Annotated in this window: 26 protein-coding genes; 11 read left to right on the forward strand and 15 right to left on the reverse strand. The window is 49.4% G+C overall.

The window, feature by feature from the left end; genetic code table 11:
* Nucleotides 1–12: 12 nt before the first annotated feature.
* The 3 genes from ACES2G_RS16055 to ACES2G_RS16065 are packed head-to-tail and all read right to left on the reverse strand — an operon-like array spanning nucleotide 13 to nucleotide 2,890.
* Nucleotides 13–882 carry a protein-glutamate O-methyltransferase CheR gene (locus tag ACES2G_RS16055; RefSeq protein WP_347358226.1) on the reverse strand — a complete coding sequence of 290 codons (870 nt, stop codon included), beginning with the start codon at nucleotides 880–882 and terminating at the stop codon, nucleotides 13–15.
* Nucleotides 879–1,568 (reverse strand): chemotaxis protein CheW, encoded by a 690-nt coding sequence (locus ACES2G_RS16060; RefSeq protein ID WP_374001911.1) that lies wholly within the window; start codon nucleotides 1,566–1,568, stop codon nucleotides 879–881. Before ACES2G_RS16060 ends, ACES2G_RS16055 begins: the two co-directional genes overlap by 4 nt.
* Complete coding sequence (locus ACES2G_RS16065; RefSeq protein WP_374000748.1) at nucleotides 1,451–2,890, reverse strand: chemotaxis protein CheA; 1,440 nt, start codon at nucleotides 2,888–2,890, stop codon at nucleotides 1,451–1,453. The genes ACES2G_RS16060 and ACES2G_RS16065 overlap by 118 nt, the downstream gene beginning before the upstream one ends.
* Before the next feature lie 269 nt (nucleotides 2,891–3,159).
* Here ACES2G_RS16065 and ACES2G_RS16070 point away from each other — a divergent pair, with 269 nt between their 5' ends.
* Together ACES2G_RS16070 and ACES2G_RS16075 are read left to right on the forward strand one after the other, a co-directional pair.
* Complete coding sequence (locus ACES2G_RS16070) at nucleotides 3,160–3,657, forward strand: chemotaxis protein CheW (protein WP_347358228.1); 498 nt, start codon at nucleotides 3,160–3,162, stop codon at nucleotides 3,655–3,657.
* Between the two features lie 233 nt (nucleotides 3,658–3,890).
* Nucleotides 3,891–4,295, forward strand: a complete 405-nt coding sequence (locus ACES2G_RS16075; protein ID WP_347358229.1) for a hypothetical protein — start codon at nucleotides 3,891–3,893, stop codon at nucleotides 4,293–4,295.
* A 148-nt stretch (nucleotides 4,296–4,443) separates the two neighbouring features.
* On the opposite strand, the gene ACES2G_RS16080 is transcribed toward ACES2G_RS16075, so the two are convergent.
* A complete protein-coding gene (locus ACES2G_RS16080; protein WP_347358230.1) occupies nucleotides 4,444–6,477 on the reverse strand; it encodes a transketolase C-terminal domain-containing protein in 2,034 nt (677 codons plus the stop codon).
* A 37-nt stretch (nucleotides 6,478–6,514) separates the two neighbouring features.
* On the opposite strand from ACES2G_RS16080, the gene add reads away from it, so the two are divergent.
* The 7 genes from add (at nucleotide 6,515) to ACES2G_RS16115 (ending at nucleotide 13,005) form a co-directional block, all read left to right on the forward strand.
* Nucleotides 6,515–7,540, forward strand: a complete 1,026-nt coding sequence (gene add, locus ACES2G_RS16085; protein ID WP_374000749.1) for an adenosine deaminase — start codon at nucleotides 6,515–6,517, stop codon at nucleotides 7,538–7,540.
* Complete coding sequence (locus ACES2G_RS16090; protein WP_374000750.1) at nucleotides 7,537–8,115, forward strand: DUF6624 domain-containing protein; 579 nt, start codon at nucleotides 7,537–7,539, stop codon at nucleotides 8,113–8,115. Before add ends, ACES2G_RS16090 begins: the two co-directional genes overlap by 4 nt.
* The gene (ggt, locus tag ACES2G_RS16095) at nucleotides 8,115–9,854 is read left to right on the forward strand and encodes a gamma-glutamyltransferase (protein WP_347358233.1); all 1,740 of its coding nucleotides are present in this window, start codon (nucleotides 8,115–8,117) and stop codon (nucleotides 9,852–9,854) included. Before ACES2G_RS16090 ends, ggt begins: the two co-directional genes overlap by 1 nt.
* A 113-nt stretch (nucleotides 9,855–9,967) precedes the next feature.
* On the forward strand, nucleotides 9,968–10,123 hold the full coding sequence (locus ACES2G_RS16100) for a hypothetical protein (RefSeq protein ID WP_347358234.1): 156 nt from the start codon (nucleotides 9,968–9,970) through the stop codon (nucleotides 10,121–10,123).
* A 45-nt stretch (nucleotides 10,124–10,168) separates the two neighbouring features.
* On the forward strand, nucleotides 10,169–11,116 hold the full coding sequence (gene pip / locus ACES2G_RS16105) for a prolyl aminopeptidase (protein ID WP_347358235.1): 948 nt from the start codon (nucleotides 10,169–10,171) through the stop codon (nucleotides 11,114–11,116).
* Between the two features lie 135 nt (nucleotides 11,117–11,251).
* Nucleotides 11,252–12,076 carry a trypsin-like serine protease gene (locus ACES2G_RS16110; RefSeq protein WP_347358236.1) on the forward strand — a complete coding sequence of 275 codons (825 nt, stop codon included), beginning with the start codon at nucleotides 11,252–11,254 and terminating at the stop codon, nucleotides 12,074–12,076.
* Between the two features lie 86 nt (nucleotides 12,077–12,162).
* Complete coding sequence (locus ACES2G_RS16115) at nucleotides 12,163–13,005, forward strand: serine protease (protein ID WP_347358237.1); 843 nt, start codon at nucleotides 12,163–12,165, stop codon at nucleotides 13,003–13,005.
* Here ACES2G_RS16115 and ACES2G_RS16120 read toward each other — a convergent pair.
* The 3 genes from ACES2G_RS16120 to ACES2G_RS16130 are packed head-to-tail and all read right to left on the reverse strand — an operon-like array spanning nucleotide 12,985 to nucleotide 16,126.
* Nucleotides 12,985–13,752, reverse strand: coding sequence for an alpha/beta fold hydrolase (locus ACES2G_RS16120; protein ID WP_374000751.1), 768 nt, complete (start codon nucleotides 13,750–13,752; stop codon nucleotides 12,985–12,987). The two genes, ACES2G_RS16115 and ACES2G_RS16120, sit on opposite strands and share 21 nt — an antisense overlap.
* Entirely contained in the window at nucleotides 13,740–15,320 is a 1,581-nt protein-coding gene (gene menD / locus ACES2G_RS16125) for a 2-succinyl-5-enolpyruvyl-6-hydroxy-3-cyclohexene-1-carboxylic-acid synthase (protein WP_347358239.1), read from the reverse strand. Before menD ends, ACES2G_RS16120 begins: the two co-directional genes overlap by 13 nt.
* Nucleotides 15,317–16,126 (reverse strand): chorismate-binding protein, encoded by an 810-nt coding sequence (locus ACES2G_RS16130; protein WP_347358240.1) that lies wholly within the window; start codon nucleotides 16,124–16,126, stop codon nucleotides 15,317–15,319. The genes menD and ACES2G_RS16130 overlap by 4 nt, the downstream gene beginning before the upstream one ends.
* Before the next feature lie 347 nt (nucleotides 16,127–16,473).
* Here ACES2G_RS16130 and aroF point away from each other — a divergent pair, with 347 nt between their 5' ends.
* Together aroF and ubiE are read left to right on the forward strand one after the other, a co-directional pair.
* Nucleotides 16,474–17,307, forward strand: a complete 834-nt coding sequence (gene aroF, locus ACES2G_RS16135) for a 3-deoxy-7-phosphoheptulonate synthase (RefSeq protein WP_347358241.1) — start codon at nucleotides 16,474–16,476, stop codon at nucleotides 17,305–17,307.
* A complete protein-coding gene (gene ubiE / locus ACES2G_RS16140; RefSeq protein WP_374000752.1) occupies nucleotides 17,297–18,007 on the forward strand; it encodes a bifunctional demethylmenaquinone methyltransferase/2-methoxy-6-polyprenyl-1,4-benzoquinol methylase UbiE in 711 nt (236 codons plus the stop codon). Before aroF ends, ubiE begins: the two co-directional genes overlap by 11 nt.
* Nucleotides 18,008–18,058: 51 nt before the next feature.
* On the opposite strand, the gene ACES2G_RS16145 is transcribed toward ubiE, so the two are convergent.
* The 8 genes from ACES2G_RS16145 to ACES2G_RS16180 form a co-directional block, all read right to left on the reverse strand.
* Complete coding sequence (locus ACES2G_RS16145) at nucleotides 18,059–18,250, reverse strand: hypothetical protein (RefSeq protein ID WP_347358243.1); 192 nt, start codon at nucleotides 18,248–18,250, stop codon at nucleotides 18,059–18,061.
* A gap of 56 nt (nucleotides 18,251–18,306) precedes the next feature.
* Nucleotides 18,307–19,212 (reverse strand): hypothetical protein, encoded by a 906-nt coding sequence (locus ACES2G_RS16150; protein WP_374000754.1) that lies wholly within the window; start codon nucleotides 19,210–19,212, stop codon nucleotides 18,307–18,309.
* Between the two features lie 179 nt (nucleotides 19,213–19,391).
* The gene (locus tag ACES2G_RS16155) at nucleotides 19,392–20,291 is read right to left on the reverse strand and encodes a 1,4-dihydroxy-2-naphthoyl-CoA synthase (RefSeq protein WP_347358245.1); all 900 of its coding nucleotides are present in this window, start codon (nucleotides 20,289–20,291) and stop codon (nucleotides 19,392–19,394) included.
* A gap of 9 nt (nucleotides 20,292–20,300) precedes the next feature.
* Nucleotides 20,301–21,329 (reverse strand): chorismate synthase, encoded by a 1,029-nt coding sequence (gene aroC, locus ACES2G_RS16160; RefSeq protein ID WP_347358246.1) that lies wholly within the window; start codon nucleotides 21,327–21,329, stop codon nucleotides 20,301–20,303.
* Nucleotides 21,326–23,146, reverse strand: a complete 1,821-nt coding sequence (locus ACES2G_RS16165; RefSeq protein WP_374000755.1) for a shikimate kinase — start codon at nucleotides 23,144–23,146, stop codon at nucleotides 21,326–21,328. Before ACES2G_RS16165 ends, aroC begins: the two co-directional genes overlap by 4 nt.
* Nucleotides 23,143–24,318 (reverse strand): 3-phosphoshikimate 1-carboxyvinyltransferase, encoded by a 1,176-nt coding sequence (locus ACES2G_RS16170; RefSeq protein WP_374000757.1) that lies wholly within the window; start codon nucleotides 24,316–24,318, stop codon nucleotides 23,143–23,145. The genes ACES2G_RS16165 and ACES2G_RS16170 overlap by 4 nt, the downstream gene beginning before the upstream one ends.
* A complete protein-coding gene (locus ACES2G_RS16175) occupies nucleotides 24,311–25,363 on the reverse strand; it encodes a hypothetical protein (RefSeq protein ID WP_374000759.1) in 1,053 nt (350 codons plus the stop codon). The genes ACES2G_RS16170 and ACES2G_RS16175 overlap by 8 nt, the downstream gene beginning before the upstream one ends.
* Nucleotides 25,363–25,779 (reverse strand): hypothetical protein, encoded by a 417-nt coding sequence (locus tag ACES2G_RS16180; protein ID WP_374000760.1) that lies wholly within the window; start codon nucleotides 25,777–25,779, stop codon nucleotides 25,363–25,365. The genes ACES2G_RS16175 and ACES2G_RS16180 overlap by 1 nt, the downstream gene beginning before the upstream one ends.
* Between the last annotated feature and the right edge of the window lie 2 nt (nucleotides 25,780–25,781).

Consider the following 25,781-nt stretch of genomic DNA (forward strand, 5'->3'; position numbering starts at 1 on the left):
TTCTATTCTTTGTTAAATTTTTTGATAAACCGCACGTGACATTGGTTTTAAGCCAGGGTGTTTCACATTGCCTGATTCCGAGTGCCCCAGAATCAAGTAACCACCCGGCGCCAAACAGGACACCAGATTTTCGATCACCTTTTTGGTGGTCGGTTCATCAAAATAGATCAAAACATTTCGGCAAAAGATCACATGGAACTTGTGCTGAAATTCATACTTTGGATTCATCAAATTGAACGGAGCAAAACGGATCATGTCGTGAATCTGATCCTTGGCTCTCCAGTACTCGTCCCCGTTGGCTTTGACCTTCTCAAAGTAGCGAGTGCGCTGAGCCGGAGGCAGACCTTGCATTTCACGTTCTTCGTAAGTGCCGGTGGAGGCCTTTTTTAGAACCTGCAGATCAATATCCGTCGCCAGCAGACGAGGCTTTGTGGAAGGCATTTCCGGAGCCGCTTCACACGCCGTCATCGCAATTGTGTAGGGCTCTTGCCCTGTGCTGGCCGCAGCACACCACAGGCGCAAATCCGTTCCAAACTTTTTTGCCAGATCTGGCAAAACACTTTTCAGGAAATCAAAGTGATTGGACTCGCGATAGAATGACGTCATATTGGTCGTCAAAGCGGAAATGAACTCCGACGTCATCTCTGAGCCGCCCTTTTCTATCATGGACCAGTACTCTTCATAGCTTTTCAAAGAATGTCGACGCAATAGTTTCACAATACGATTGCGAATCAATGCATGGTTCTTCGGCGTCAATGGCAAGTCCACACCCGCCAGATTGTACATGCGCTCTGCAAACTTCAAAAACATCTTATCCGACAGCTTGATCTCTTCAAAATCATAAAGAGAGCCGACAATTTCATTCTTCTTTACAGCCGTCATGCCGCGATCTCCCGACCTTTAGATACATTACTTACCAACGCCCCTGGTTCCAAAATCAGAACCGTCTTACCGTCACCCAGAATCGCCGCACCGGCAACCTCTGGAATATCCTGACCGGTCGTGATCGGCTTAACAACCACCTGAGCCTGCCCCAGAACATCATCCACCGGGAAGGCCATCTGACCTGTCATGGATTCAATGATCACCAGCATAGTCTCTTCACGGCGAGCACTTAAAGAGTTCTCGCGACGTTGCGCCAGCTGTTCATCTTTCTTATTGAGGGACCAATTAATAGAACCCAATGTCTTGCTCACATCAATCACCGGCAACAAATGCCCACGGATGCTGGCCACTTTACCTGCGCCGGAAACATGCGTGTAGTCCTTTGGCAGGACGCGCACAATTTCACGGATAGAGTGAATTGGCAGAATATAGCGAGCGCCATCCAAAGCCACAATGATACCATCGGTGATTGCGGTGCTCAAAGGGATCGTCAGACGGAATGTGCTTCCCTGACCTGCTTTGGAATAGATGTTGATTTTACCATTGATCTTATCAAGATTCGATTTCACCACGTCCAAGCCCACGCCACGACCGGAAAGATCTGAAATCTTGTCCGCTGTCGAGAATCCCGGATAGAAGATATACTGGAAAACCTGTTCATCTGGAATGGACGCTGGATCCACACCTGCAGGCACAAAACCTCTCTCAATGGCTTTGCCAAAACTTTTTCACGGTTGATACCACCGCCATCATCCGAGATATCGATGATAACATTACCGCCGGATTGTTTGGCTGATACCACAACCTTGGCGGTTGCAGATTTTCCGCGTTCCTGGCGCAGTTCTTTCTTTTCCACACCATGGTCCATCGAGTTACGAACCAAGTGAACCAAAGGGTCACCCAAAAGTTCAAAGACGGTTCTTTCCACCTCTGTTTCTTCACCGATCAATTGCAAATCAACCGGCTTATCAAGGCTTAAGGAAACGTCACGCACGATACGTTGAATTTTAATGAACATGGATTTAAGCGGAGTCATGCGGATGCTCAAAGTTTTTTCGTAAAGCTCACGCACGGCTTTATCCAACTGATCCACGATCGCCTCCAGACGCAGATTCACACCACTGCGCACTGTTTCGTCATGAACCAACTGATTCTTCAGAACAACCAACTCACCCACCGCATCCAGAACGGAGTCCACACGACCGGTGTCCACTTTGATGGTGCTATTCAGATTCTTCGCACCCTTGCCATTCCCACCATTATTGCTGCCATTGGCCGTCGCCGCAGGGGCCGGAGTTGCCGGAGCCGAGGGCACCACTTTCAAAACAGGTGTCGGCGGTGCCGCCACCACAGGCTCTGCCGTCGCAACTGGCGCTGGCTGGGCGGATTTTTTTTCAGCTTCTTCTTTGGCGTAGTACTCTGCCTGATCTTCCGGCGACAATTGCGCCAGAAGCTCCGCCAGAAGATCGTGATTGGTCACATCGTCTTCCGCTGCCGGAGCTGCTGCTTCCGCCGTCGGTGTCTGAGTGAAGAAATCATCCGGCACGTCAATTTTTGGTTCATCAGCAGAAGGCGCTGGCTCTTGAGAATGTTTGGAAGCTTTCCCGGAAAGCTGTTCCGTCAGAGCAACCAGCTCTGTCTTCAATGCCGAAGGATCCCAAGGATTATTCTGCCCCTGCTGCAAGGATCCAATGCGATTTTTCAATTCATCCCCGGACTGCAATAGCAGGGAAATGACTGTGGAGTTCACCAGTTCCGGACGGGAACGCAATAAATCCAAAAGATCTTCCATCACGTGCGCGAATTTGCAAAGATCCGCAAGACCGACTGCCGCCGCTCCTCCTTTTACCGAGTGGGCCACCCGAAAAATGTCTGTCAGGTCTTTGACTGGATTTTCACTGTTTTCCAGTCGCATCATGTACTCTTCGTACTGTTCCAACATAAAAGCGGATTCGTTCAGGAAATCCATCTGTAGTTCTTCAAAAAAAGCATTATCACCGCTCATGGCCGCTCCAAATTAAGGTAAGAAAATCACACAGCTTTATCGGAGACTCCCCACGTCTTCTATTTACTCCCTTGGTCCAGAATGAGACTCTTTCCACCCCCAGTAAGAAAGTTGTCACGCCGAACAGGACTATTGACCCAGGATGAGTCATTCCGGACCTGAGAATAATATTTTTTACGTGCCCCCGAGAAATCCTCTTAAGTCGCCTGCCTTTTTTCGCGAAGAGAGAGAGGTCAATGTTTGTCTTACGACTTTGAAAGGCTATTAAAATGAGTGATGTATCCATGAAAGCAAAACCGGGCCAGTATCTGACTTTCCAGTTGATGGCTGAACAATATGGCGTGGCTATCGAAACAGTACGCGAGATCAACCAGTTTGGTGAGATCACACCGGTTCCAAGAACACCGGACTATGTAAAAGGTGTGATGAACTTGCGCGGTAAAATTATTCCAGTTGTAAATCTACGTATTAAATTCGGCATGCAGGCTCAAGACACAACTCGCGACACCTGCATTATCGTGATCGACACTTCCATCGGTCAGGTCGGCATGATCGTGGACTCTGTGAAAGAAGTTGTGGATCTTCAAGAATCACAAATCGAACCATCCCCGGTTCTGGGTAACGAACATGCCATGTCCTTCGTGCGTGGTATGGGTAAAGTGGATAACAAAGTGGTTATTCTGGTGGATATCGTTTCTGCGTTCTCTCAAGATCAAATGGGTCAAATTGCCCAGTTCTCTCACGCAGAAGAAGCAAAAGCGGCATAGGCCGCCTCCGATACAGGAAATTCCGCGAAAGCCTGCGCTACAAACGCAGGCTTTCTTTTTTAGTAAATCCAGTCACTTAGAACATCCACCCGCAGGGCTCAGGGCCTTCGCCACAGCCGAACCAACAGTGGAACCAGCGAAAAACTTCACGATTTATTCCGCTAACAGAATTATAAACAGACTTTTCGATCAAGTCTTGATAGGCAAGACCCATCAAACAAAGGACTTAGACGATGAAAACTGTATTTTTCGTGACTGCGATGCTTTTCTCCAGCCTTTCTTTTGCGGGCCAGAGAGTATTTGACTGCCAAGCTACCAAGCTTTCCAAAAACCCTGAAATCAATGCCGATTTCAATATCCTGAAAAATCCAACAGTTCTATTGATCGAAGATGCTAAGAACTGGTCTTTGAGCGTTGGCGATTATTCTGTATCCACTTTGGATATGAACGGCCCGGCCCTGGCAAGAGAATCCAGCGCGGCTTCTGACACTGAAGTTCGTTATGACTTCTGGGTTGAAGGTTCTTACGAGTTTGAATTGGTTATCAGCGTTGTGGACCACACAGCAAAAGTTTACTGGTGGGGTCTAGGCGAACAAACTGAAGTGGGTACATTTGCCTGCGAAGTTTCCGTTAAATAAGCCTGCGAACAGCAAATGATACTGAAAAAAGCCTTTGGAAGTCCCAAAGGCTTTTTTATTTCCTGACGTTGATTGGGTTGAACTTATTATGATAAAGCCCACAGCGTTTCCACTGTGGGCTTCAACATTACAAATTTTTAGGCGCTATTTACCACGCACCGCTTTTCTGGAAAAAGGACCCGGCTGTTTCCACGATGGCCGACGCATCGACCTTGTGTTTGCGATACAGATCCAAGGCCGTGTAAGCACTCTGACCGAACTCACCATGAACGCCCAGGCTTTTTGCTTTCAACGTCACATCAGCCGTCAACAAGGCATGGCACAATAACTGACCAAAGCCACCCAACAATTGGTGATCTTCCACCGTGATCAAGTGACCTTGAGTTTTATCCAAAGCCGCTTTGAAAGTCGCCACGTCCACATGATTCACGCAAGCCGCATTCACCACAACAGCACCAACACCTTTGGCTTCCAGATCTTTGGCCGCCAACAAAGCTTGAGGCACCAAGGAACCTGTTGTTGCAATCGTCACAGCTTTGGCCTTACCAGCTGTGGTATCCGCCAACACCTGGGCTTTTCTCAAATCATATGTGGCACCCGCGACGTAGGATTTAGGGAAGTTTTCACGTCCCAGGAAGAACACAGCTGAATGTGGAACTTTGCCTTCTTTGCGCGCTTTTGCGAAATTCTCGATCACAGAGTACATCAAAGCATCGGCTTCTTCACTGCATGACAAAGAGTAAACATCCACGTGAGGAATCGAAGAAGTCATCGCCACATAGCTCAAAGCCTGGTGGGAGGCTCCGTCGGCAGCATCCTGGAATCCTGTGTGAGAATAAACCGCGATGATCGGCGCTTCAGACAAAGCTCCCATTGTCAGAGGCAAAGCCCCTTTGGTCACACCAAACTGAGCAAAAGTATCCACAACCGGGATATAACCCAATTTAGAAAGACCCGCTGCCGTGGAAACCATATTGCTTTCCGCAATACCCACATCAAACGAAGCATCTGCAAATTCTTTACGGAAGCCCGCAACCCCTGTGGAACCTGGAAGATCCGACGTCACACTCAGAACTGGCAAACCCGCTTTACGCGCGCGAACCATCGCCGAAGAAATGCCAACTTGGATTTTCTCTCCAGAATCTTTCACGCCGCTGGCTTTGATATCCGCTTCCCATTTCAACAATTCAGAAATCCAAGTGTTGTAAACTTCCGGCAGTGCTGCACCATTGTAGATTTCACCCAGGAATGCAGGAAGCTCTGAGGGGCTTTTTAAAGGGAAGCCGTGACCGCCAGAAGCCGATTCTGCGGTTTTCTTAGTTCCGATACCTTTGACTGTTTTAGCGTGAATCACAACCGGCGCTTTGGGATTGGCTTTTGCCGTCTCAATCGCAGTGACCAAGGTGTCATAGCATTTTTGCAGATCATTGCCTTCAGGAAGGCTGATCACATTCCAGCCCAAATCTTTCAAGGATGCAAATGTCGGAGCCATGGAGAAAGATTCCGCATCAATACGACCTGATAGCTTTGTATTGTTATCACTGATGATCAGAACATAAGGACCCATCTTGCCGATTTTTGCCAAACCCGGAATAGCAGCGAAAGCCTCTTTCGCTTCACCTTCCATGCAGGCCCCGTCAGAAATCGTCGTCACCGTCACACGATTTTGACCGGACAAAGCTTCTCCCATTGCCACACCTTGTGTTTGTGGGAACGCGGACCCCAATGGACCGTTGGAGATGAACACACCTTCAGGGAAGCAATGAACTTCACCGTGTCCGGTCAGTCCGCTTTCAATGGAGCGGAACTTTTTCAGGCTGTCCAAAGTCAAACCCGCCATTTTGTAATTGGCTTTCAAAGCATACAGACCGTTTTCACAGTGACCGGCATCGTTCACGATATGGAACAAGTCATACCACTGTTTGCCTGCGCGGCTGGAAACATCAAACACGTGTCCATGCAATGCGGACATCAATTCCGCCAACGCTGCCGGACCACCATAGTGAGAAGCTGCTCCACCAAGGACGGCATTCATATCCATCAAAGAAACAAGGGCGCGTGTCGCGTTAGGATCGGCCACTGGAATCTGACGTCCGTCTTTGCTTTTTACAAAGCTTTTGAATTGAGGTTCTTGAGAAGGATTGCCTGCGAGTTTTGTTTTGATCTGAATAGGTTCTGTCATAGGATATAGTTTTACTGCTCACAGCGAGGAACTTCAAATGGAAAGGCTTTATTCTCACAATATTCGCGACATCCTAAAGGTGGATCTTCACCGCCATTTAGACTGCTCAGTGCGTTGGAGTACCATCTTGGAACTGGCCCCCCAGGAGGGAATCCCTTTAGCGCCGACATCGCAGGGACAAAAAGATCAATTTTTGATTACCGGCCCAATGAAAGATCTGGGATCTGTACTGAATAAATTCATGAACGCTCAAAAGGTTCTGGCCAGCGAAGAGATTCTGACTCGCATTGCCTACGAGGCCTGTGAGGACGCTTTCAACGACGGCGTGCGCCTTTTGGAGCTGCGTTATGCCCCGACTTTCATTGCGGATGGACATAAATCCCTGACTTTCGAAAAGATTCACCGCTCCCTTCTGAAGGGCATCGAGCAGGCACGCAAGCAGTTCCCTATGCTGATCGGTCTGATTTGCATTGTTCAAAGAATCAAGTCCTATGAAGTTGCGGAAAAAGTTGTGGATTTCGCTATTGACCACAAAGACAGCTTTTTGGCTCTGGATCTGGCGGATAACGAAGAGGGTTTTGATCCCAAGACTTTTGCGCCACTTTTCCAAAAGGCCAAGAAGGCCGGCCTGCGTATCACAGTTCATTCCGGCGAAACCCCGCAACCTCAATCCGCGTCCTGGGTGCGTGACAGTATTGAAATTCTCGGAGCCGAACGCATTGGTCACGGCATCCAGATTATCAACAACCCCGCTGTGCTTGAGTTTGTGAAAGACCGTCGTATTCCTTTGGAAATCTGCCCGATCAGCAACTATCTGACTCAGTCCTTCCCCACCTATGAAGCTCACCCGATTCGTCAGCTGATGAAGGCTGGTGTTTTGGTGACGATTAATTCCGATGATCCGGGTGTCTTTGCCACCTGCCTCAGTGACGACTACGAGGTTCTTCATCGCGTTCACGGCTTCACGGCTGCAGAATTCCATCGCTGCAATCAGATTGCCTTTGACGCCAGCTTCTTCCCGGATCGTGATAAAAACCGCCTGATGACGGAGTTCTTTGGATGACATACGCAGAAGAAATTCTTCACCTGATGAGAGAAGACGAAGCCGTGCGCGAAGTGCTGGCAAGTACAGGTGAACTCTTTCACGGCTATCACCCGCAGATGGAAAAAGTGCATCTGCGCAATGCTCAGCGCCTGCAGGAACTGATCGAAAAAAACGGATTCCCGACAATTCCCCTTGTGGGCGAAGAGGCCTGCACCGCAGCCTTAAGAATTATTCTGCATGCCATCAGCTGGCCTGAATTCATGCGCGCCCAAGAGCCCGCACTGACAGATCTTGCCAAAGCGGGCCAAGTTCCCAAATCCTATGTCGCCTTCTTGATTGATCGCATTCGTTTCTATGAAGGCCGCAAACAGATCTACGGCACCAATGCGGACTGGGATGAAAATGGCATCCTTCGCGTCACCGAAGTGGAAGATGAGCAAAATCTCAACTCTCGCCGGGCGGAAATGGGGTTGTCATCTCTAGAAACGCTGGTGATCACGCCCATGGATGGCGACTATCACCCGCCCGATCCAGCAAAACGACACAAAGAATACATTGAATGGACTCATAAAACAGGTTGGAGGAAATCCTGATGAAAACAACAAAACTGCTAATACTGTCACTTTCGGTTTTGACCCTCAGCTGTCAAAGCACGAAATCAACTCAAAGCCCGGTGATCCGCACTTCTCAGGAACGTCCGGACCACGCCACAGCAGAAGCTTACGGCACTCAGTTCGCCATCTCCACACAAGGTCGGTACTCCAGCCAAGCCGCTGAAAAAATGTTCGCCCTGGGTGGCAATATCATTGATGCGACTGTTGCGGCTTCTTTCACTGTTTCCGTCGAGCGCCCCCAGTCCACCGGTATCGGTGGTGGCGGCTTTATGATGTTCCACGAGGCGAAAACCGGTGATACCTATGCCATCGACTTCCGCGAAAGAGCACCGTTGAAAGCCACGCAAAACATGTACATCGGAAAAGACGGCAAGGCTGACTCCAAGCTTTCCCAAGACGGTATTTTGGCTGTCGCAGTTCCGGGAATGGTCGCAGGTCTTTTGGAAATACACAAAAGATTCGGCTCGTTACCTTTGAAAACCATTATGCAACCGGCTATTGAACTGGCAGAAAACGGCTTTGATATTTATCCGGAATTTCATCGAGCCTTACTGAATCGCGCCGATGTTCTTGCCAAAGATCCCGCAGCCAAGGCGGTCTTCCTGAATAAAGACGGCAAAGTTCCAGCCATCGGCACCAAGCTTGTGCAAAAGGACCTGGCGAAGACCTTAAAAATCATCGCTGAAAAAGGAAAAGATGGTTTCTACAAAGGCTCTGTTGCCAGCTCCATCTTGAAACTTTCCAAAGAGCGCAAAGGCCTTCTGACTCAAAAAGATTTCGACACCTACGAAGTCAAATTCCGAAAGCCTGTTGAAGGCAAAGTGGGCAAGTATGAGGTGATCTCCATGCCGCCACCAAGTTCCGGTGGTGTGCATGTGATTCAATTCCTCGATTTGCTTGAAGAAGACTCTTTGGCAAAAGCAGGGCCTCTTTCCACCAAGTCCATTCACCTAGCCGCTTCCGCATTGCAATCCGCTTTTGCAGACCGCGCTGTTTACCTGGGTGATCCTGACTTCGGCCATGTTCCCGTTGAAGGGTTGCTGTCTGAAGACTATCTGAAACAACGTCGCTCGCAGTTTGAAGAAAAACGCGCACGCAAGGCTTCAGAAGTTTATGGCGGCGATCCGCTGAAGTACGAATCCACCGACACCACTCACATGTCGTTGATCGACAATCAGGGGAACGCCGTGGCCTCCACACAAACGATCAATGGCTGGATGGGAGCTGCGATTGTGGCACCGGGAACCGGGATTGTGCTGAACAACGAAATGGATGACTTCGCAGCTCAAGTCGGTGCTGCCAATTTGTTTGGAGCTATCGGTGGCAAGCCTAATGCCATTGCTCCTCGCAAAACTCCGCTGAGCAGTATGTCGCCGACCATTTTGCTTGAAAACAATAAACCGGTGATGGCAGTGGGTGCACCAGGTGGAACTCGCATCATCAGTTGTGTGGCGCAGACAATTTTAAACTATGTGGAATTCAAACTTCCGCTGTATGACTCGGTGGCCATGGTTCGTTATCACCAGCAATGGCAGCCAGATGTTCTGTTCATTGATCCCCCAGGACCGAAACCTGAAGTTCTCAAAGAACTCAAAGCCATGGGCTATGACGTCCGCGTGGAACCAATTCCTTGTAACGTCATGGCTGTGACCAAAGAAGGTGACAAGCTGCATGGGGTGGCTGACCCCCGTGATATCGGCACCAGTATTGCCAAGTAAGCCCCAGGTTGGTCGGGGTTGATTCTCAACCCCTTCTCATCTTTTGATAATTACTCTCAATTAATGGATTCCTACCGCCATTTTCCCTTAAGCTTAAAAAGTGGGAGGTGCGTGTGTCAGCAGTTCAACTACGATCCAAGGAAGCCCTGAAGCTTCTTCAAGCTCTCTTGAACCAAACCAACAATCCCAAGGAACAATCCCGCCTGTGTTGCCGTGCGGGCCTTTGTCCTTTGCTTCTGAAGAATTCGGCTCCGCGCATTTTGACTTAAAGACCAATCTGCGAGAGGCTTTTCCTCTCTCACAGCGAGGTCTATATGCGCGAATTTTATCCAGCCATCGAGCCTTCTAACAAAGGCATGCTGAAAGTCTCTGATATCCACACCCTTTACTGGGAAGAATGCGGCAACCCGCAAGGTAAACCCGTTGTCTTCCTGCACGGGGGACCCGGTGGTGGCGTGGCTCCAGATCACCGTCGTTTCTTTGATCCGAAAGCCTATCGAATTATTTTGTTCGATCAGCGCGGCAGTGGTCAGTCCACTCCTTGCGCGGAACTGCGTGAAAATTCCACGTGGGATCTGGTGAAAGATATCGAAACCGTTCGTGAGATGTTGAAAATCGACAAGTGGGTGGTCTTCGGCGGAAGCTGGGGCTCCACGCTGGCTTTGACCTATGCGATCACTCACCCGGAACGCGTGAAAGCTTTGGTTCTGCGCGGGATCTTCTTGTGCCGTCCTTCTGAAATCAAATGGTTCTATCAAGAGGGCGCCTCCAACATCTTCCCGGATGTGTGGGATGAATACCTAAAGCCCATTCCTCAGAACGAGCGTCATGATTTGGTTGCGGCTTATTATAAACGCCTGACACACGAAAATGCAGACGTGCGCTTGGAAGCCGCCAAAGCGTGGAGCAAGTGGGAAGCCGCCACCTCCCGCCTGATCGTGGACCCGAAAGCTGTGGATGAATTCGACGATCCTGAATATGCCTTGAGCTTTGCCCGCATCGAATGCCATTACTTTACCAACAATGCATTCTTCAAAACCAACAACTGGATCCTGGAAAACGTGGATAAAATCCGTCACATCCCAGGGGTCATTGTTCAGGGCCGTTACGACGTCGTCTGTCCTGCAACTTCTGCCTGGGAGCTTCACAAGGCCTGGCCGGAAGCAAAATTTACAATCATTCCTGACTCCGGCCACGCAGCCGCAGAACCTGGAACGCGCTCAGCGCTTATTGAAGCCACGGACAGCTTCAAAAACCTGTAAGTCTTTCAAGCATATGGGGGATAAGTCCCCCTTATGTTTCTCATTAGCATTATCATCTTGTCATGTGGTGCCAAAATGGGGTTTATTCAGCCCACGAACTACAGATTTTGTAGGTCGTAATCCGGGGGGATTTTAGTGAAGCTGAATAAGTTGCTAATTTCGGGGATCATGACAAGCCTGGCACTGACTGCCTGCGCACCTCAAGCGAACAATTCCAGCGTAATCACAAATGGGGATGGAATCATCGGCGGCACAGAAGTTCAGGCCACCGATAAGATTCAAAACAGCATCGTCGCTGTTTACGACGCCTTCGAAGGCGAAATCTGCACCGGCTCTCTTCTTCCAAACAACATCGTTCTGACCGCCGCTCACTGCATCGGCTACTTCACTGAAGACATGTATGTCTTCTTCGGCACTGAAATCACAGCGCTCAGTGAACGACGTCAAGTGGACAAGGTCGAACTTTCCCCTTACTGGGAAAATCGCCAAAACGAAGAGTTCGACACTGGCGACATTGCCATGATTCATTTCGTTGGAAGCATCCCTGAAGGGTACAAACCTGTGACCTTCCTGCCAAACAAACGCAGCTTGAAGACAGGTATGGAAATCACCGTGGCTGGTTACGGCATCTCTAACGGTGTTACGGGTGATGGCGTGGGCCGCCTGCGCTCTACCAAAGTGACCATCAGCAATCTGAACTACAGCACTTCTGAATTCCTTATCGACCAAACCAAGGGCACAGGCGCCTGTCACGGTGATTCTGGTGGCCCGGCTTACGTTGAAATCAAAGGTGAGCTGTACCTGATGGGCGTCACCAGTCGTGGCGTGAAAGACGAAAACAACGATTGTTCACAGTTCTCTGCCTTCACCAGTACGCTGTACTACAAGACCTGGATCAATCGTATGGCCACCAAGCTATCCAAGTCCCTGGTCAACCCGGATCTGGCTCTGCAAAAATAAGCGTCTAATTTTTTCACAATCATCAAGGGCTGCTACTCAAAAAGCAGCCCTTTTGTTATTTCATGAGCCTATTTGACCGAGGGACTATGAAAGCGAAGTTGTACGTTGGCTCTTTGATCGTTTTAACATTGTCTGCCTGCGCAGAACCCCAGGACAGTTTTTCACCTGCACCTGAAGAAAATGCTATCGTCGGTGGTGCTAACACCAGCAAGAACGATACAATCTCCAACTATGTGGTGTTGATCTACGACAACCCAACAAAAACTTATTGCACTGGCACCTTGATCAAAAAAAATCTGATCCTGACAGCTGCCCACTGTGTGGGGGCGAAAGCTTCTGATCTTTCTTTGGCGTTCGGAATCAATCCCTTGAGTGGCAACTATGTCCTGCGCCAGGCCTACAAGACCGCCACGCACGATAAATACAAAAAGCAAAACTCTAAAGACCGTAACGACCTGGGCTTAATCTCGTTGAAAGAATCCCTGCCGTCGAATTACCGTCCGGTCGAGCTTCCCGACAGCACTTTCCCGCTGAAGAAAGGTCATGTCTTTACCGCAGCGGGGTACGGACGTATCTCTGGCAAACGCAGCACCCCGACTGACACTCAGGGTTCTGGCCAGCTTCGCAACGTGGACCTGACGATCAGTCAACTCAGCCAGGATGAAACTCAATTCTATATCGATCAAAGAAACGGCAAAGGCATCTGCAGCGGAGATTCCGGCGGTCCGGCCCTGATGAGATACCAAGGCAAAGACTATGTCGTGGGCGTGGCTTCTGCAGTCTCTTGGACCGTGCCTGACGAAGTCAAAGCTGACGAACGCAATCAGTACATCCAAAACAAGGATGTCTGTAAAGAAAAGTCCATCTACATGAATGTGAAAAACTTCCGCACCTGGATCGATACGGAATCAAAGAAGCTTTTGAACTAACTGACGAATACGTTCGCCCAGATCCTTGGGACTGTCGAACAAAACTCGATGGGATGAAGACGGAACCACTTCAAACTGGAAGCCATTCACTTCATCCTCAATACGCTTGGACATCTCTACAAACTTCTCATCCCGCTCGCCCACCAGCCAGATCAGTTTCTGAATCTGTTTGCCGATCAGCCCACGCATGTTCTTCTGCTGTGCCAGGGACCACTGGGTCAGTGCCAGACTTAAGGTTTCGCGGGAATACTCTCTCTCAGCACGCAGAGGCTCGGCCTCGCCACCACCAAACACGGGCTGGGCATTCCAATTGCGCAACACCATATCCCATGGAGCTTTCAAGAATTCTTCCGCCCAATAGGAATCATTCATCCAGCGCTGACGACGTTCTTCCGAAATCGGATCAAACGTCTCATGCACGTCATTAAAGCCGGGATTGGTGGAAATCAGTATCACCTTATAGAAGAGCGCTGGTTTCTTTTCCAACGCGTGCAGGGCCAGCCGGCCCCCCAATGAATACCCCACCAGGATGTTGCGATCTGCGGCAGAGCCGTGAGTCTCAACCCACTTGATGAAGTTCTCGGCCCAGCTTTCAAACGAGTTGCTGGGACCTAAAGAAAGATCTTTAAAATAATCAGGCGTATAAATTCGTAATCCTTCAGTTTGCGGAAGGTGCGCTTTTACCTGCGCCCAATCCGTCGGTCTTCCTAAGAAGCCATGAAGGAAAAAGAGATTCACTCTTTCCACAACGAGTCGTACTCCTTCCAGAATTCTTGGGTGTGATCCCAGTTCGGACAGAGCTCAATGATCTGGTGATCTGCAAAGTCCAACGTCACAGCCTCGTCTGGAATAGTATGCCACTTTTGATAGGACCAGTTCCACATCTTTGCCCATGAATCGAACGAAATCTGGTGTTTGTTTATGAAAATCTCTTTCTTAAACATACGGTGGAATATTTGCCCCCCACCGTTGTTGATCACAACAATGCGGAGTTTTTTCGCATCCATCTGGGAAGTTGCCCAAAGTGACGATAAATCATACAGCGCAGTTAAATCTCCAACAAGACACCAGTTTTCCAGCTCAGGATGCGCCCAACCCAGGAACGTGGAGATCTGCCCATCAATGCCATTGGCACCACGATTGGCCGCCACACGGGCTGGTGGGAAATCATGAGAAGAGCTGGAGTCCCATTCGCGAATAGGCAGCGAATTTCCCAGATAAACCGATGCACCTTTCATGCGTTTTGAAAGTGCATAAATCTGCCCTTGCTCAGAATCAGGATATTTTTCCAACAACTGACGAATTTGCAGAGCACGGGCGGAGTCCTCGATGCTGATCTTCACATTCTCGTGATGAGGATAGCTGAACTCCACCTGACTGAGCAGATCCAAAGAATTGCAGTGCTGTACCGGACGGCTTAAACCCGTAAAGTGATTGAAGCTGACCGAGAAGACCGGAAGGTTCTTGTATTTGGATTCCAGATCACGCCATACACGCGCGGTCGGAACTCCCCCGATGCGCAGAATGGAATCGCAGACTTCCATTTCCAGAATACGATGGATCATCTTTTCACCAGAACGGATTTCAATATCCTTGATATCCGGATGACCACGCAAACTGGAAATACCTTCACAATACACTGGTGCCTTGTACTGCTTCAGGAATTCCAGCACAGTGCCATACGCTTTTTCCGGCAGAATTCCCACGATCACCAACGGCTTGTGAGAATTGATAAACTCTTCCATTTCTTTCAAAGTTCCCAGAGGAATCTGCGCAGGCAGTTTGGTTCTTTCAGAAACGCTCGGAATATGAATGGCCGGCACCGGTCCGTCGATCAAAGGCTCTTCAAAGCTGACATTCACATGAATGGGCTTTTTCCAGGACAGGGACTTGAATGACAAGTGAGAGTTCTCACTGTCCAGATCCAAAGCCACTTCGTTGTAGTAAGAAAAAATACCGACTTGTTCAATTGTCTGCGGAGCACCCGAACCACGATAATGCTTCGGACGATCCGCCGTCACCATAATCAACGGCAGGGATGAATAAGTTCCTTCCACCGCCGCAGGCAATAGTTCCGCCACTGCAGTTCCAGAAGTTGTGATCACCGCCACCGGACGACGAGTGCTGGCGATGCGCCCCAATGCAAAGAAGCCCGCTGCGCGCTCTTCAAAGAAGGAATACACTTTCAGGTTTTTGCATTCATCCAGAATATGAACCATCGGGCTGTTACGGGCTCCGGCACACAGAATGAATTCTCTCACTCCGGTGTGAACCAGTTCCTGAATGACTTTTGCTGCTAGTTCCATGTTTGTCATACTTCAAGCCCCAATACTTTTTTCACGGACAGGCGCTTTTGATAAAGCTCCCGCCACTCTCGTTCCAATTCACTGGCTGCCACAACGCCGCAGCCGGAACCAATCATCGCAGAGTCTTTGCTCCACTGCAAATTGCGAATCGCAACAAGACACAGAGCCTCCTCAGCATTCATAAATGCAAAAGGCCCTCCGAAATGACGTCGCCCTTCCTGCCCCGGCAGACTTTGCATCCACAGATAACCTTGTGAACGCGGTGCCACCCCGAGCGCCGGAGTCGGATGCAGACTTTTCGCCAAAGCCACAAAATCCGGACGCTCATGACAATGAACCTGAAGATCGGTTTTTAAGTGGTAAAGAATCGGAAGTTCCAGAATGTAAGGCCCGTGAGCCTCCACTTTGCCCCACTGTCCCAGAAGTTTGGAAATATCCTCTGTCACCAGACGATGCTCCAGCATCTCTTTGGCGTCCTTCAGCAAAGATTCTCGCTCCGTGCTTTCACTTTTCGGGCAGGTCCCCGCCAAGGCCATCGTTTTCAAAGTTCCCTGCGAATAGTCGAAAAGAACTTCCGGAGTTGCTCCCAGCAGCCCTTCGCCCTCTTGCCAGAATCCGTAGACGTACAGAGTCGATGGCGCCTGCAACAGTTGCAAAATCATCTCAGCTCGATCACGGGCAGACACAGACTGCGCCGCACGCGCAAACACCGCAGGAACAGCCTTCTGAATTTCATTTTTCTGAATGCGTCCTTGAATCACTTGCAAAGCTTCTGCGAAATCCTCTTTGCGTGGCTCCGCCCATAACGCTTTCACTAAGGGCTCCGCAATAGGCGTCACCTGAGACAAGTAGGCCTCACAAATATGGCGCAGACTCTCTGAAGACAGCCTGTGGACGGCCTTTCCATGCCACAGTGCGGGCTTGGTCAAATCGTAGAAATCCGGGCAAAACACTGAAATTTCGACACTATTTGGGCTCTCGGCCGCTCGAAATGGGCCCTCAATGAGAATCCATTGGTTTCCATGTCGCAAGAGGGCCCCTGCCTCCAAAAAGTTTGTAATGCCTTCGAGCGTTATGCTATTCTGCCGTTCCACAAAAGGACCCTCTTTTTACGACTTTGAAGTTGTTAAAATGTGAACCAGGGTGAGAAGAAGTTCGTATTATGGAAACGCTAACTATGCAAACAAGTCCCTCAACCCAAATCGTCAATGTCGGCGGTTTTTCTATCGGGGGTCCTCAATTCACTGTGATCGCTGGCCCTTGCTCGATCGAAAGCCACGCTCAATTCCTGGAAACTGCTTCCGGAGTTAAAGCAGCAGGCGCACACTTGCTTCGCGGTGGTATCTGGAAAATGCGCACCTCTTCCAAAGCCTTCCAAGGTTTGGGTTCCGGATCTTTCGACATCGTGAAATCCGTTTGCAAAGAATTGAACATGAGCCTAGTGTCTGAAGTCACTGACGTCAGACAGATCGAAGAGATCTATGATCTTGTCGAGTGCTTCCAGGTTGGTTCCCGCAGCATGCAGAACTATGAACTTCTGAAAGAACTGGGCCGTCAAAAAAAGCCGGTTCTTTTGAAACGCGGTCTGGCTGCTTACATTGAAGAATGGATCAAAGCGGCTGAATACGTCACCAACGGTGGCAACCCGAACGTGATTCTGTGTGAGCGTGGTATCCGTACTTTTGAAACTTCCACTCGCAACACTTTGGATTTGAATGCCGTGGCATTTGCGAAAAGAAACACCAACCTTCCAGTGATCGTTGATCCATCCCATGCCGTGGGTATCCGCGCTTTGGTTCCGGATCTGGCTTACGCAGCAGCAGCTGTGGGTGCTGACGGTATCATCGTGGAAGTTCACCCGCGTCCCGAGGAAGCTCTTTCCGACGGTATGCAGGCACTGACTTTGAATGACTTCCAGATGATGATGCGCAAACTGGATAAGATCCTGACTGCGATTGACCGCCCTCTTCACAAGGTGACCGCTCATGCACACTAAGCACTCTCCAAATCCGGAAATCATCCGTTCCATGTTTTCAAAAGTGGCTGCCAACTATGACAAGGGCAATAATGTCCTTTCCATGGGGATTCACCACTTGTGGAGAAAGAAGCTAGTTAAATACAGCGGCGCTCAGGCTGGCCATCAGGTTTTGGACTGCGCAACTGGCACTGGCGACTTGGCTATTGAGTTCAAAAAAACTGTGGGCGCGGGTTCTGTGATCGGTACGGATTTCTGTGCAGAGATGATGATCCCAGCTCCGGGTAAAGCACAAGAGCGTGGCTTGGATATCAAGTTTGAACAAGCCGATGTGACTCAGCTTCAATATGCTGACAACAGCTTCGATGTTTGCAGCATCTCTTTCGGTATCCGCAACGTCGGCGATCCGGTGAAAGCGCTGAAAGAAATGGCGCGCGTGACTCGCCCGGGTGGCAAGGTTATGGTTTTGGAATTCGGCCAGGTCAGCATTCCTGTTTTCGGCGCGCTTTATAACTTCTATTCCCAGAACATCCTGCCAAAAATTGGCGGTTTGGTTACGGGTCAAAAAGAAGCTTATGAATACCTGCAAAAGTCCTCTGCCGCTTTCCCATGCAAAGAAGGCTTCCTGGATCTGATGAAAGAAAGTGGCGCTTACTCTGAGATGGAATACATCTCTTTGACAGGCGGAATCGCCTATATCTACAAAGGCACTGTGAAGTAATTCAGATCATGACATTTTAAAAATAAAAAAGACTCCGCAAGGAGTCTTTTTTTATGCCAGCATTCGACGCTGATCCAGTCTTGGCCCCGCATGAGGCGCCTGACCATTTTGTCTTAACACCTCATCATAACGCATAACTTGCGGCTGTGGAGGCGTTGGATCAGGAATATACTTCTTCGTCGGGCATCCCCAGAATGCCAAGCCCAGAACCGCCAGCAATACGAAGAAGAGTACGAGTTTCATGCCTCCATTGTCTCTCCGAGAGAGCAACAGAGGCAGATGTTTTCAAACACTGGATGTTACTTAAGACCAGCTTTGACCGGTGATGTATTAAGGCACAAGTTCTTAATCACAGTTGCCACTACTGTGCCATTTCCATCCTTCACGACAACATTCAGGTTCTCAATACATTCAGACACATCGTCAATTTGTCCTCCTGTACCTACCACCTGCAACGTCACCAAGCCCTTGCCTTCAGCATATTCCTGCATATATCCAGACAAAGAAACAGCTCCCAGCTCTGTCGCCGTGAATGTCAACCAGGATGCAGAATACGAAGGAGGAACTTCCATCACCTTATCGTATCCACCCTCTTTGGAGTAAATGGACAAAGCTCCCTTAGACATATCCAAAGTTGACTTAAAGGAATAGTAGTCTTGTCCGTTGACTTGCTCGTTTTCATTCTTATAGGTCACATTGCCGGAGAAGGCGATACTCGCATTAGCCCAGAAGCTGTCGGTATTGCTGTCCTTTGCCTGAAGAGTCGCATTAAATAGAGCACTACCACCGCCACCTTTCACTTGCACACAGTTGGTGGCCTTCAAAGAAGCGTCATCTAAGAAATGATCCTTGTCCAAATCCTCATTCCAAGCCTCTCTGTTAGCAGTCACGCAGCTATCGCCCGCTCTCATGTTAGAAAAATTCTTCAATATATTGCTGGAGCCCACGCTTACACGTGGCAGCTGAAAATCATTCACCATCGTCTGCACAGCAGTTTGTGTCGCAGCTTCGTCAGCAGTTCCGAGAATGGAACCTAAATCTGTAACCGAGCCACTGGCCTTGGTTGGAGGATTTGCAATTGTTGGATTGGGGCTAGCAACGTCGCCACTTACACTACCACCGCCGCCGCCGCCGCCACCGCCGGAGCATGCTGCGAGTGTCAGTACCAATGCTGAGAATAGAATCTTCGTCCATGTAGATTTCATTTATGTGGCTCCTTGCCTTATTGTTTACAAACAAAAGTTTACAATAATTATTTGGGTTCCTAAACTCAAGAAATCCTCAAATAAGGACCAGTTCCTTACAACACCTCTGGATCAAGATCTTGAAATAAAAAAGGGAGGATTTTCATCCTCCCTTACAAACTCATTTTTTCAAATCCCTCTTAGTAGTGCCAAGGGAACTTGGTGAAATCTTTCGGGCGTTTTTCCACGAAGGAGTTACGACCCTCGACAGCTTCTTCCGTCCCGTAAGCCAGGCGAGTCGCTTCACCAGCGAAAAGTTGCTGGCCGACCAGACCGTCATCGATCATGTTGAAACCATACTTCAGCATGCGCATCGCAGTTGGACTTTTGGAGTTCATTTCATAGGCCCATTCCAATGCGACTTTTTCAAGATCCTTGTGTGGAACCACGGCATTCACCATGCCCATATCAAAAGCTTCTTGAGCTGTATAGTTGCGACCCAGGAAGAAGATTTCACGCGCACGCTTTTGGCCCACCATGCGAGCCAGATAAGCGGAACCATAACCACTGTCGAAGCTGGCCACGTCAGGATCGGTCTGTTTGAAGATCGCATGTTCCTGGCTGGCAATCGTCATATCACATACCACGTGCAAGGAATGACCACCACCCACAGCCCAGCCCGGAACCACAGCCACAACTACTTTAGGCATAAAGCGAATCAGACGTTGAACTTCCAGAATGTGCAAACGCCCCAGACGAGCCAGATCCATTTTGCCTTGCGCTTCTTTTTCTTCGTATTTGTAACCGTCTTTACCACGAATGCGCTGATCGCCACCGGAACAGAACGCCCAACCACCATCTTTCGGAGATGGACCGTTGCCCGTGATCAACACCACACCCACGTCTGCGGTGATACGTGCATGCTCTAACGCCGTGTAAAGCTCGTCCACGGTTTGTGGGCGGAAGGCATTACGGACTTCAGGACGATTGAAAGCGATACGCACAGTCCCCTGGTCTTTAGCGCGGTGATAAGTGATATCTTTAAAGTCAAAACCAGGAACTTCTGTCCACCATTCGGGATTGAAAATATCTGAAACCATAATTACCTCTTATATTCTGTCTGTTTTAGACCACAAATAGTGATCTGCCAACACCAGCCATGTCATCGCTTCCAAAACCGGAATCGCGCGAGTCACAATGCATGGATCATGACGGCCCTTCTTAGCCACATCCAAGATGGAGCTGGTCGGCTTAAAGGACACTCTTAATAGGATACTTTCTCCGGTGGAAATGCCCCCACGGATGCCACCATATTGCGATCCTGCGCTATTTTGATGGAACTCGGTGCCCTTGACGTCAGAGGCTTCAAATCCCAGGCCCAACTCAAAACCATTGGTCGCGCCGACACTCAAAAAAGCCATCGCTAGATCAGATTTTAGCTTATGGAATACAGGCTGACCCAAGTAAGCGGGAGGATTCTGAATCAGAATCTCGGCAACACCGCCATGACTTTCACCGTTGTCTTGGGCTTTCTTCAAAAGCTCGCCCACCTCGGCATCGCGCGCAGAAGGAAAACGCGCCTGGAAAGAATCAATATCCTTATTCTGAACCTGCGCACGCTCTTCGGCTGTTAGGATGATCGGACCGATCTGCGATGCGTAGCCAATGACTTTGGTCGGCGCGCTGACATGTTTCATCATCATCTGCGCCACAGAACCTGCCATCACGCGGGACACGGTCTCACGCCCTGAAGAACGGCCACCCCCCCGATGATCACTATGACCAAACTTATTCTTCCACATATCATCGGCATGACCCGCACGTGCAGACACCTTGATAGCACTGTAATCCTGAGATCTTGCATCTTGATTACGCACAATGATCGCCATCGGCGTTCCCAAAGTTTTACCTTCAAAGACACCACTCAAAACCTCGGCCTGATCGCCTTCTTGGCGGCCCGACACGATCTGACCGGAACCATGATGACCCGGACGACGACGCTCCAATTCTTTGCGCAATAAAGCCTCATCGAACAGAACCCCGGCGGGACAACCATCAATCACCACGCCCAGTGCCGTTCCATGACTTTCACCAAATGTTGTAATTGCAAAGCGTGAACCGAACTGACTTGCACTCATGAATTTTCCTCAAGCTTTCGCCAAAATGCTCTTTGCCCTTGAGCTTGCGCTGTGAACATTACCAAACCAGATTGATAGTTTGCGCCACAGCGCTGAGCGTACTCACGCCCCATTGAATCTTCTTTATAATTTAAATCAAACACCATCGCCGGACTCCAGCCCGCTGGAGGCAGCATGGTTTCCTCAGATCTGGGGGCCGCCCAAATCACAATCTTGGGCTGTAAATCTTCGGAGACTTCGGAACCCTCTCTCGGCTTCCCGCTGCGTGACGAAAACTGCGTCGCATGAGGCAGCGCTTTTTCAATCATCTCCAGCACTCCGCCACCGCCCCAGACAAAAATTTCTTTCTGCAACGGCGCAATCATGCCGACCCCTTCGATCAGCTCCATAAAGCCCTGATCGTCTGTCGAGGTGCCAAACCAGCGCTTCGTCTTTTTATCAAAGTACAGTGTGTTCACAGCAGACAAAGTTTCGTGCTGACAGCTTTTCGCCGCGTTCTCTTTATGCGGGGAAGTGACCGCCGCATAAGAAAGACCCAAGGTCTGCAATATCGGAAACGCCTTGTCCCATTCATCCCGCGCAATCGCCACGGCAAAAACAGGCAAATTCATTTTATGGAAGAAATCAGAATGCTCCATCGGAGTATAACTGTGCACAACAGGGTCACCCAAAACCGCGGCAAAAGAGCGCGGCTTGTCCGGAGTCATCATCCAGGCCCACAAAGAAGGCTGGTCCCCCGAGGTTCCGTCACCCTCACGCCAGAAATTCAGCAACTGCTTGCCTTTTTGCAGACGACGATACCACTCCCATCGCCCCGTGCGGGAACGAGGCAGATAGCTGCGCCGAGCTTCGTCTTGCGCCTGCCACTGATGACCCACCAAAAGATCCCCAAAGCTTTCCACCAGTGGCGCATATTTCAAATGGGCCACCTGATTGGCAAAGACCTGCCATAGATCTTTCAACTTTTCTTCATGCAATGACAGAATGACCTTTGTGCCCGGAACTACGGACAGCAAAACTTCAGGGCTTCCCAATTCGATCGCCCAGTCCACCCAGGATACTTTCCTTAAAAGCTCCAACAAGGCTTGATCTGCCGGAAGATTTTCCCGAGCCACGCGGAATGAATAGATGAATTTTTCAGACGGCATCTCTGTCAGAACTTTTTGAATCTGCTCGAAGCTAAGAAGATCATCACGCAGCTCAAAAAGAGCCACGCCTTTTTTAGCAAAGCGGGTCTTAAAAAGGTCCCAGCGCTTTTCAGATTTAAAGATTTCCGAAGTCAAAGTCAGGCTGCCGGAAATATTCTGCAAATCATGAGTCAGAAGAGCTTTTTCAACTGCCATCGCATGATGGCGATTCTCAAAAAGACCCTCTGGCATTAAATACACTTCATCAGCATGCGCGCGATAATTTTCATCCCGCACCGCTGCTCTTTTTTGGAATTCTTCCAACGGTGACATTTCTGGATTTAAGCGCGGACGATTCAGGAAAATACGTCCATCCAGATCGGTCTGACGGCGCACCCACAAGACACGCACTGCCTCGGGAATCACACTCAGATCAAAACCCGCCCCCAGAACCAAGTACATTTCCTTGTGCGGCTTTTGCAGGGTTTCTAAAAACAACTGACGTTCCAATTCACGGAAATAGGTCTCCCCGTGCTCCATGAAAAGTTCCGGGATGGTCTTACCGATCTTTTCTTCGATCAATTCATCCAGATCAACGAATTCGACAGAAACATCACGCAAATAATTTTGCATTCGCTTCATCAGCTCGGTTTTTCCCGTTCCGCGATGGCCCACAACGACAGTAATCATGGTTTGATTCCTATCATGCCCCAGAACTCGGGGAAACTTTTATTGATGGCCTCGGGATGCTCAATCGTGACGTCGTGGCCTTTTAACTTCACTAAAGTGGCCGCCATCACCATACGATGATCCTGATCCGGATTAAAGACGACGCCCTTCTTCAAAGGCTGCTGAGGGTTCCCGCGAATGATCATGCCGTCTGGCAAAACCTCATGGGACACCCCGAGCTTTTCCAGAAGATCCGCCACTTTCGCAATGCGATTGGATTCTTTCGCCGCCAAATGAGGCGCATTGTACAGCTTGGATTCACCCTGGGCCCAACTGCACAGCACCGCCAGAACGGGGAATAAGTCTGGCGACTGAAATAAGTCACAATCCGTAGCGCGCAAAGTGGTGGAAGGATGAACACAAAGATTTTGCTCTTTGAATTCCCACGCAATATTCATGCGCTTGAAGATCTCCAAAAATACGAAATCTGGCTGAGAACTTTTTTGCGGGAAATTCTCTAAACAGGCCCCGCCGCTCAAAGCACCCGCTGCTGCCACGGTAAAAGCCGAACTCAGATCCGATTCAACACGGTATTCAAGCTTACTGATTCGCTGGCCCGCCGGAATCACATATTTATTCCCCTGCACCTGAAAACGCATGCCCAGCTCTTTGAGCATTTTCGCTGTCAGTTCGAAATAGGATTCGGAAACCTTGTCGCCAACCAGTTCAAATTCCAAATCAAAATCCAAAAGCCATGAATTCAGAATCAAGGCCGAAGCATACTGACTGGATTCAGAGGTATTCACCTTAATCGGAGTGCGTGGACGTTTCCAACCTTCGGAGACAATAAAAAGTTCGCGACCCTTGACCTGCGTTTGCACACCCAACTGAGACAGCAGATCAAAAAGCCCCTGCTGAGGCCTTTGCAACAAACGCGCTGTCGCTTCTAGCGTGTGCATTCCACGCACGCGAGAGGCTCTTAGCGCCATAAAACGGAAGGTAGTTCCACCTTCACCACAATCAATGCGGCTGCGGTCGCGGATATCCTTCAAACCTTCACGCATAAAGCGAACATCGTCGCAGTCTGCATGACCGTGCAGGTCCAAAACCGGAAAATAGCTTTTTACAATCAAAGCCCGGTTGAAAATGGATTTGGACCCCGGAATTTCTCCGCGAAAGCGATACTCAGTCATACAACTCATCTTCTTTTTGACGAACAATTTCCATCAGAATTTCATCCACCGGAACTTCGCGAATCACACATTGCCCCGGCTTCTTCAAAAATACAAAACGCAAGGTCGAAGCACCGGTTTTCTTTTTATCGCTCAAAAGCTGTCGGCGGAATTCCTTCAAAACAGATTCCTTGCTTTGTAATAGCTCATCACGAATCGGCGACAACAGATAACCCATCACAGGCGAAAGCATCAGCTTTTCATATTCTTTGGGTGTAATGATTTTCTTATGCAGACTAAAGCGCAAGGCAAAGTCCAGCCCGTAATTGATCGCAATACCGTGCGGAAGCTCAAAAGAAGACTCCAGCACATGCCCCACCGTGTGCCCCAGATTCAGAACATGACGATGACCTGATTTTTCTTCAGGATCTTTTGCCACCTCTTTGTATTTGGCATCAATAGACCGCGCCAGATACTTCCACAAGGTATCTGCATGCACTTCATATTCCCGAGAAAGGTCTTTCCACAAAGCACCACCAGAAATCAATGCGATTTTCAAAAGCTCTCCGAAACCCTCAAAAGCTCGCGCCTCGGGCTGCGACAGCAAAAGTGTGCGGGAAAGAATAATCTTTTCTGCCGGATAGAATGTTCCGATCTGATTTTTCGCAGATCCCACATTCAGGGCTGTCTTTCCACCATGAGCAGAATCAATTGCAGAAAGCCAGGTGCTTGGCAGGTGTACCAAGCGCACACCACGCTTGAGGATGCTGGCCACAAAACCACCAAAATCCCCAACGCTGCCGCCGCCCACAACCACCAAAGTCAAACGGCGAGCCGAAGCCCCTTCGCATAACCTCACAATCTTGGAAATGTGATTCGGGAACTGATCCACAGATTTCAGGGGCTCTCCCGCCTGAACCGGATAGCGCAGGGAGAACTGCTTCATCCATTTGCGGAAAGACGCCGACTTCTTCGGCAAAATATTATCGTGAATCAGAAGCAACTCGTCTCCCAGATCCGAGAGACGAGGCAGGTCCTTGATAAAGAGCAAAGAACTTTTTTTCATTATTTTTCTTCAGACAGGTGAGCTTTGGCTTTACCGTAAGAATCAGAAATCGCATCCCACGCCTTGCTCATACCCGCTTTCATCTCGCCCCAGGCCTTGCCAGAGCTCTTTTTCATTTTCGCCAGATCCTTTTTCATCTCTTCTTGTTTCTTTTCAAGAGCCTTGATCTGATCGTTCATTTCAGCTTTGGCTTCGCCGGTTTTCTTGGAAGCTTCCGCTTTCATTTCAGCGATTTCTTTTTTCATGGAGCCTAGCTTGGTTTCCATGTCTTTCTGGAATTCTTCTTTTTGTTCTTTGGAATATTCGGCCGCCGCAGAAGCGGCTTCCGCTGTTTTCTGCTTCACTTCTTCAGCAGAAGTTGCAAAGGTGTGAGAAGAAAATGAGATAAGTGCAAGAACTAGAACAAGACTGCGCATAC

The organism is Bdellovibrio bacteriovorus (assembly GCF_041888015.1).
Taxonomy (GTDB): Bacteria; Bdellovibrionota; Bdellovibrionia; order Bdellovibrionales; family Bdellovibrionaceae; genus Bdellovibrio.

What these genes read in the sequence shown, in the direction of transcription:
- ACES2G_RS16175 (WP_374000759.1), bottom strand. Translation starts at nt 25,363, where the DNA reads ATGAAAAAAAGTTCTTTGCTCTTTATCAAGGACCTGCCTCGTCTCTCG.
- add (WP_374000749.1), top strand. Translation starts at nt 6,515, where the DNA reads ATGGAAAGGCTTTATTCTCACAATATTCGCGACATCCTAAAGGTGGAT.
- ACES2G_RS16065 (WP_374000748.1), bottom strand. Translation starts at nt 2,890, where the DNA reads ATGAGCGGTGATAATGCTTTTTTTGAAGAACTACAGATGGATTTCCTG.
- menD (WP_347358239.1), bottom strand. Translation starts at nt 15,320, where the DNA reads ATGACAAACATGGAACTAGCAGCAAAAGTCATTCAGGAACTGGTTCAC.
- ACES2G_RS16055 (WP_347358226.1), bottom strand. Translation starts at nt 882, where the DNA reads ATGACGGCTGTAAAGAAGAATGAAATTGTCGGCTCTCTTTATGATTTT.
- aroC (WP_347358246.1), bottom strand. Translation starts at nt 21,329, where the DNA reads ATGAGTGCAAGTCAGTTCGGTTCACGCTTTGCAATTACAACATTTGGT.
- aroF (WP_347358241.1), top strand. Translation starts at nt 16,474, where the DNA reads ATGGAAACGCTAACTATGCAAACAAGTCCCTCAACCCAAATCGTCAAT.
- ACES2G_RS16165 (WP_374000755.1), bottom strand. Translation starts at nt 23,146, where the DNA reads ATGATTACTGTCGTTGTGGGCCATCGCGGAACGGGAAAAACCGAGCTG.
- ACES2G_RS16180 (WP_374000760.1), bottom strand. Translation starts at nt 25,779, where the DNA reads ATGCGCAGTCTTGTTCTAGTTCTTGCACTTATCTCATTTTCTTCTCAC.
- ACES2G_RS16090 (WP_374000750.1), top strand. Translation starts at nt 7,537, where the DNA reads ATGACATACGCAGAAGAAATTCTTCACCTGATGAGAGAAGACGAAGCC.
- ACES2G_RS16145 (WP_347358243.1), bottom strand. Translation starts at nt 18,250, where the DNA reads ATGAAACTCGTACTCTTCTTCGTATTGCTGGCGGTTCTGGGCTTGGCA.
- pip (WP_347358235.1), top strand. Translation starts at nt 10,169, where the DNA reads ATGCGCGAATTTTATCCAGCCATCGAGCCTTCTAACAAAGGCATGCTG.
- ACES2G_RS16080 (WP_347358230.1), bottom strand. Translation starts at nt 6,477, where the DNA reads ATGACAGAACCTATTCAGATCAAAACAAAACTCGCAGGCAATCCTTCT.
- ggt (WP_347358233.1), top strand. Translation starts at nt 8,115, where the DNA reads ATGAAAACAACAAAACTGCTAATACTGTCACTTTCGGTTTTGACCCTC.
- ubiE (WP_374000752.1), top strand. Translation starts at nt 17,297, where the DNA reads ATGCACACTAAGCACTCTCCAAATCCGGAAATCATCCGTTCCATGTTT.
- ACES2G_RS16075 (WP_347358229.1), top strand. Translation starts at nt 3,891, where the DNA reads ATGAAAACTGTATTTTTCGTGACTGCGATGCTTTTCTCCAGCCTTTCT.
- ACES2G_RS16070 (WP_347358228.1), top strand. Translation starts at nt 3,160, where the DNA reads ATGAGTGATGTATCCATGAAAGCAAAACCGGGCCAGTATCTGACTTTC.
- ACES2G_RS16155 (WP_347358245.1), bottom strand. Translation starts at nt 20,291, where the DNA reads ATGGTTTCAGATATTTTCAATCCCGAATGGTGGACAGAAGTTCCTGGT.
- ACES2G_RS16150 (WP_374000754.1), bottom strand. Translation starts at nt 19,212, where the DNA reads ATGAAATCTACATGGACGAAGATTCTATTCTCAGCATTGGTACTGACA.
- ACES2G_RS16115 (WP_347358237.1), top strand. Translation starts at nt 12,163, where the DNA reads ATGAAAGCGAAGTTGTACGTTGGCTCTTTGATCGTTTTAACATTGTCT.
- ACES2G_RS16170 (WP_374000757.1), bottom strand. Translation starts at nt 24,318, where the DNA reads ATGACTGAGTATCGCTTTCGCGGAGAAATTCCGGGGTCCAAATCCATT.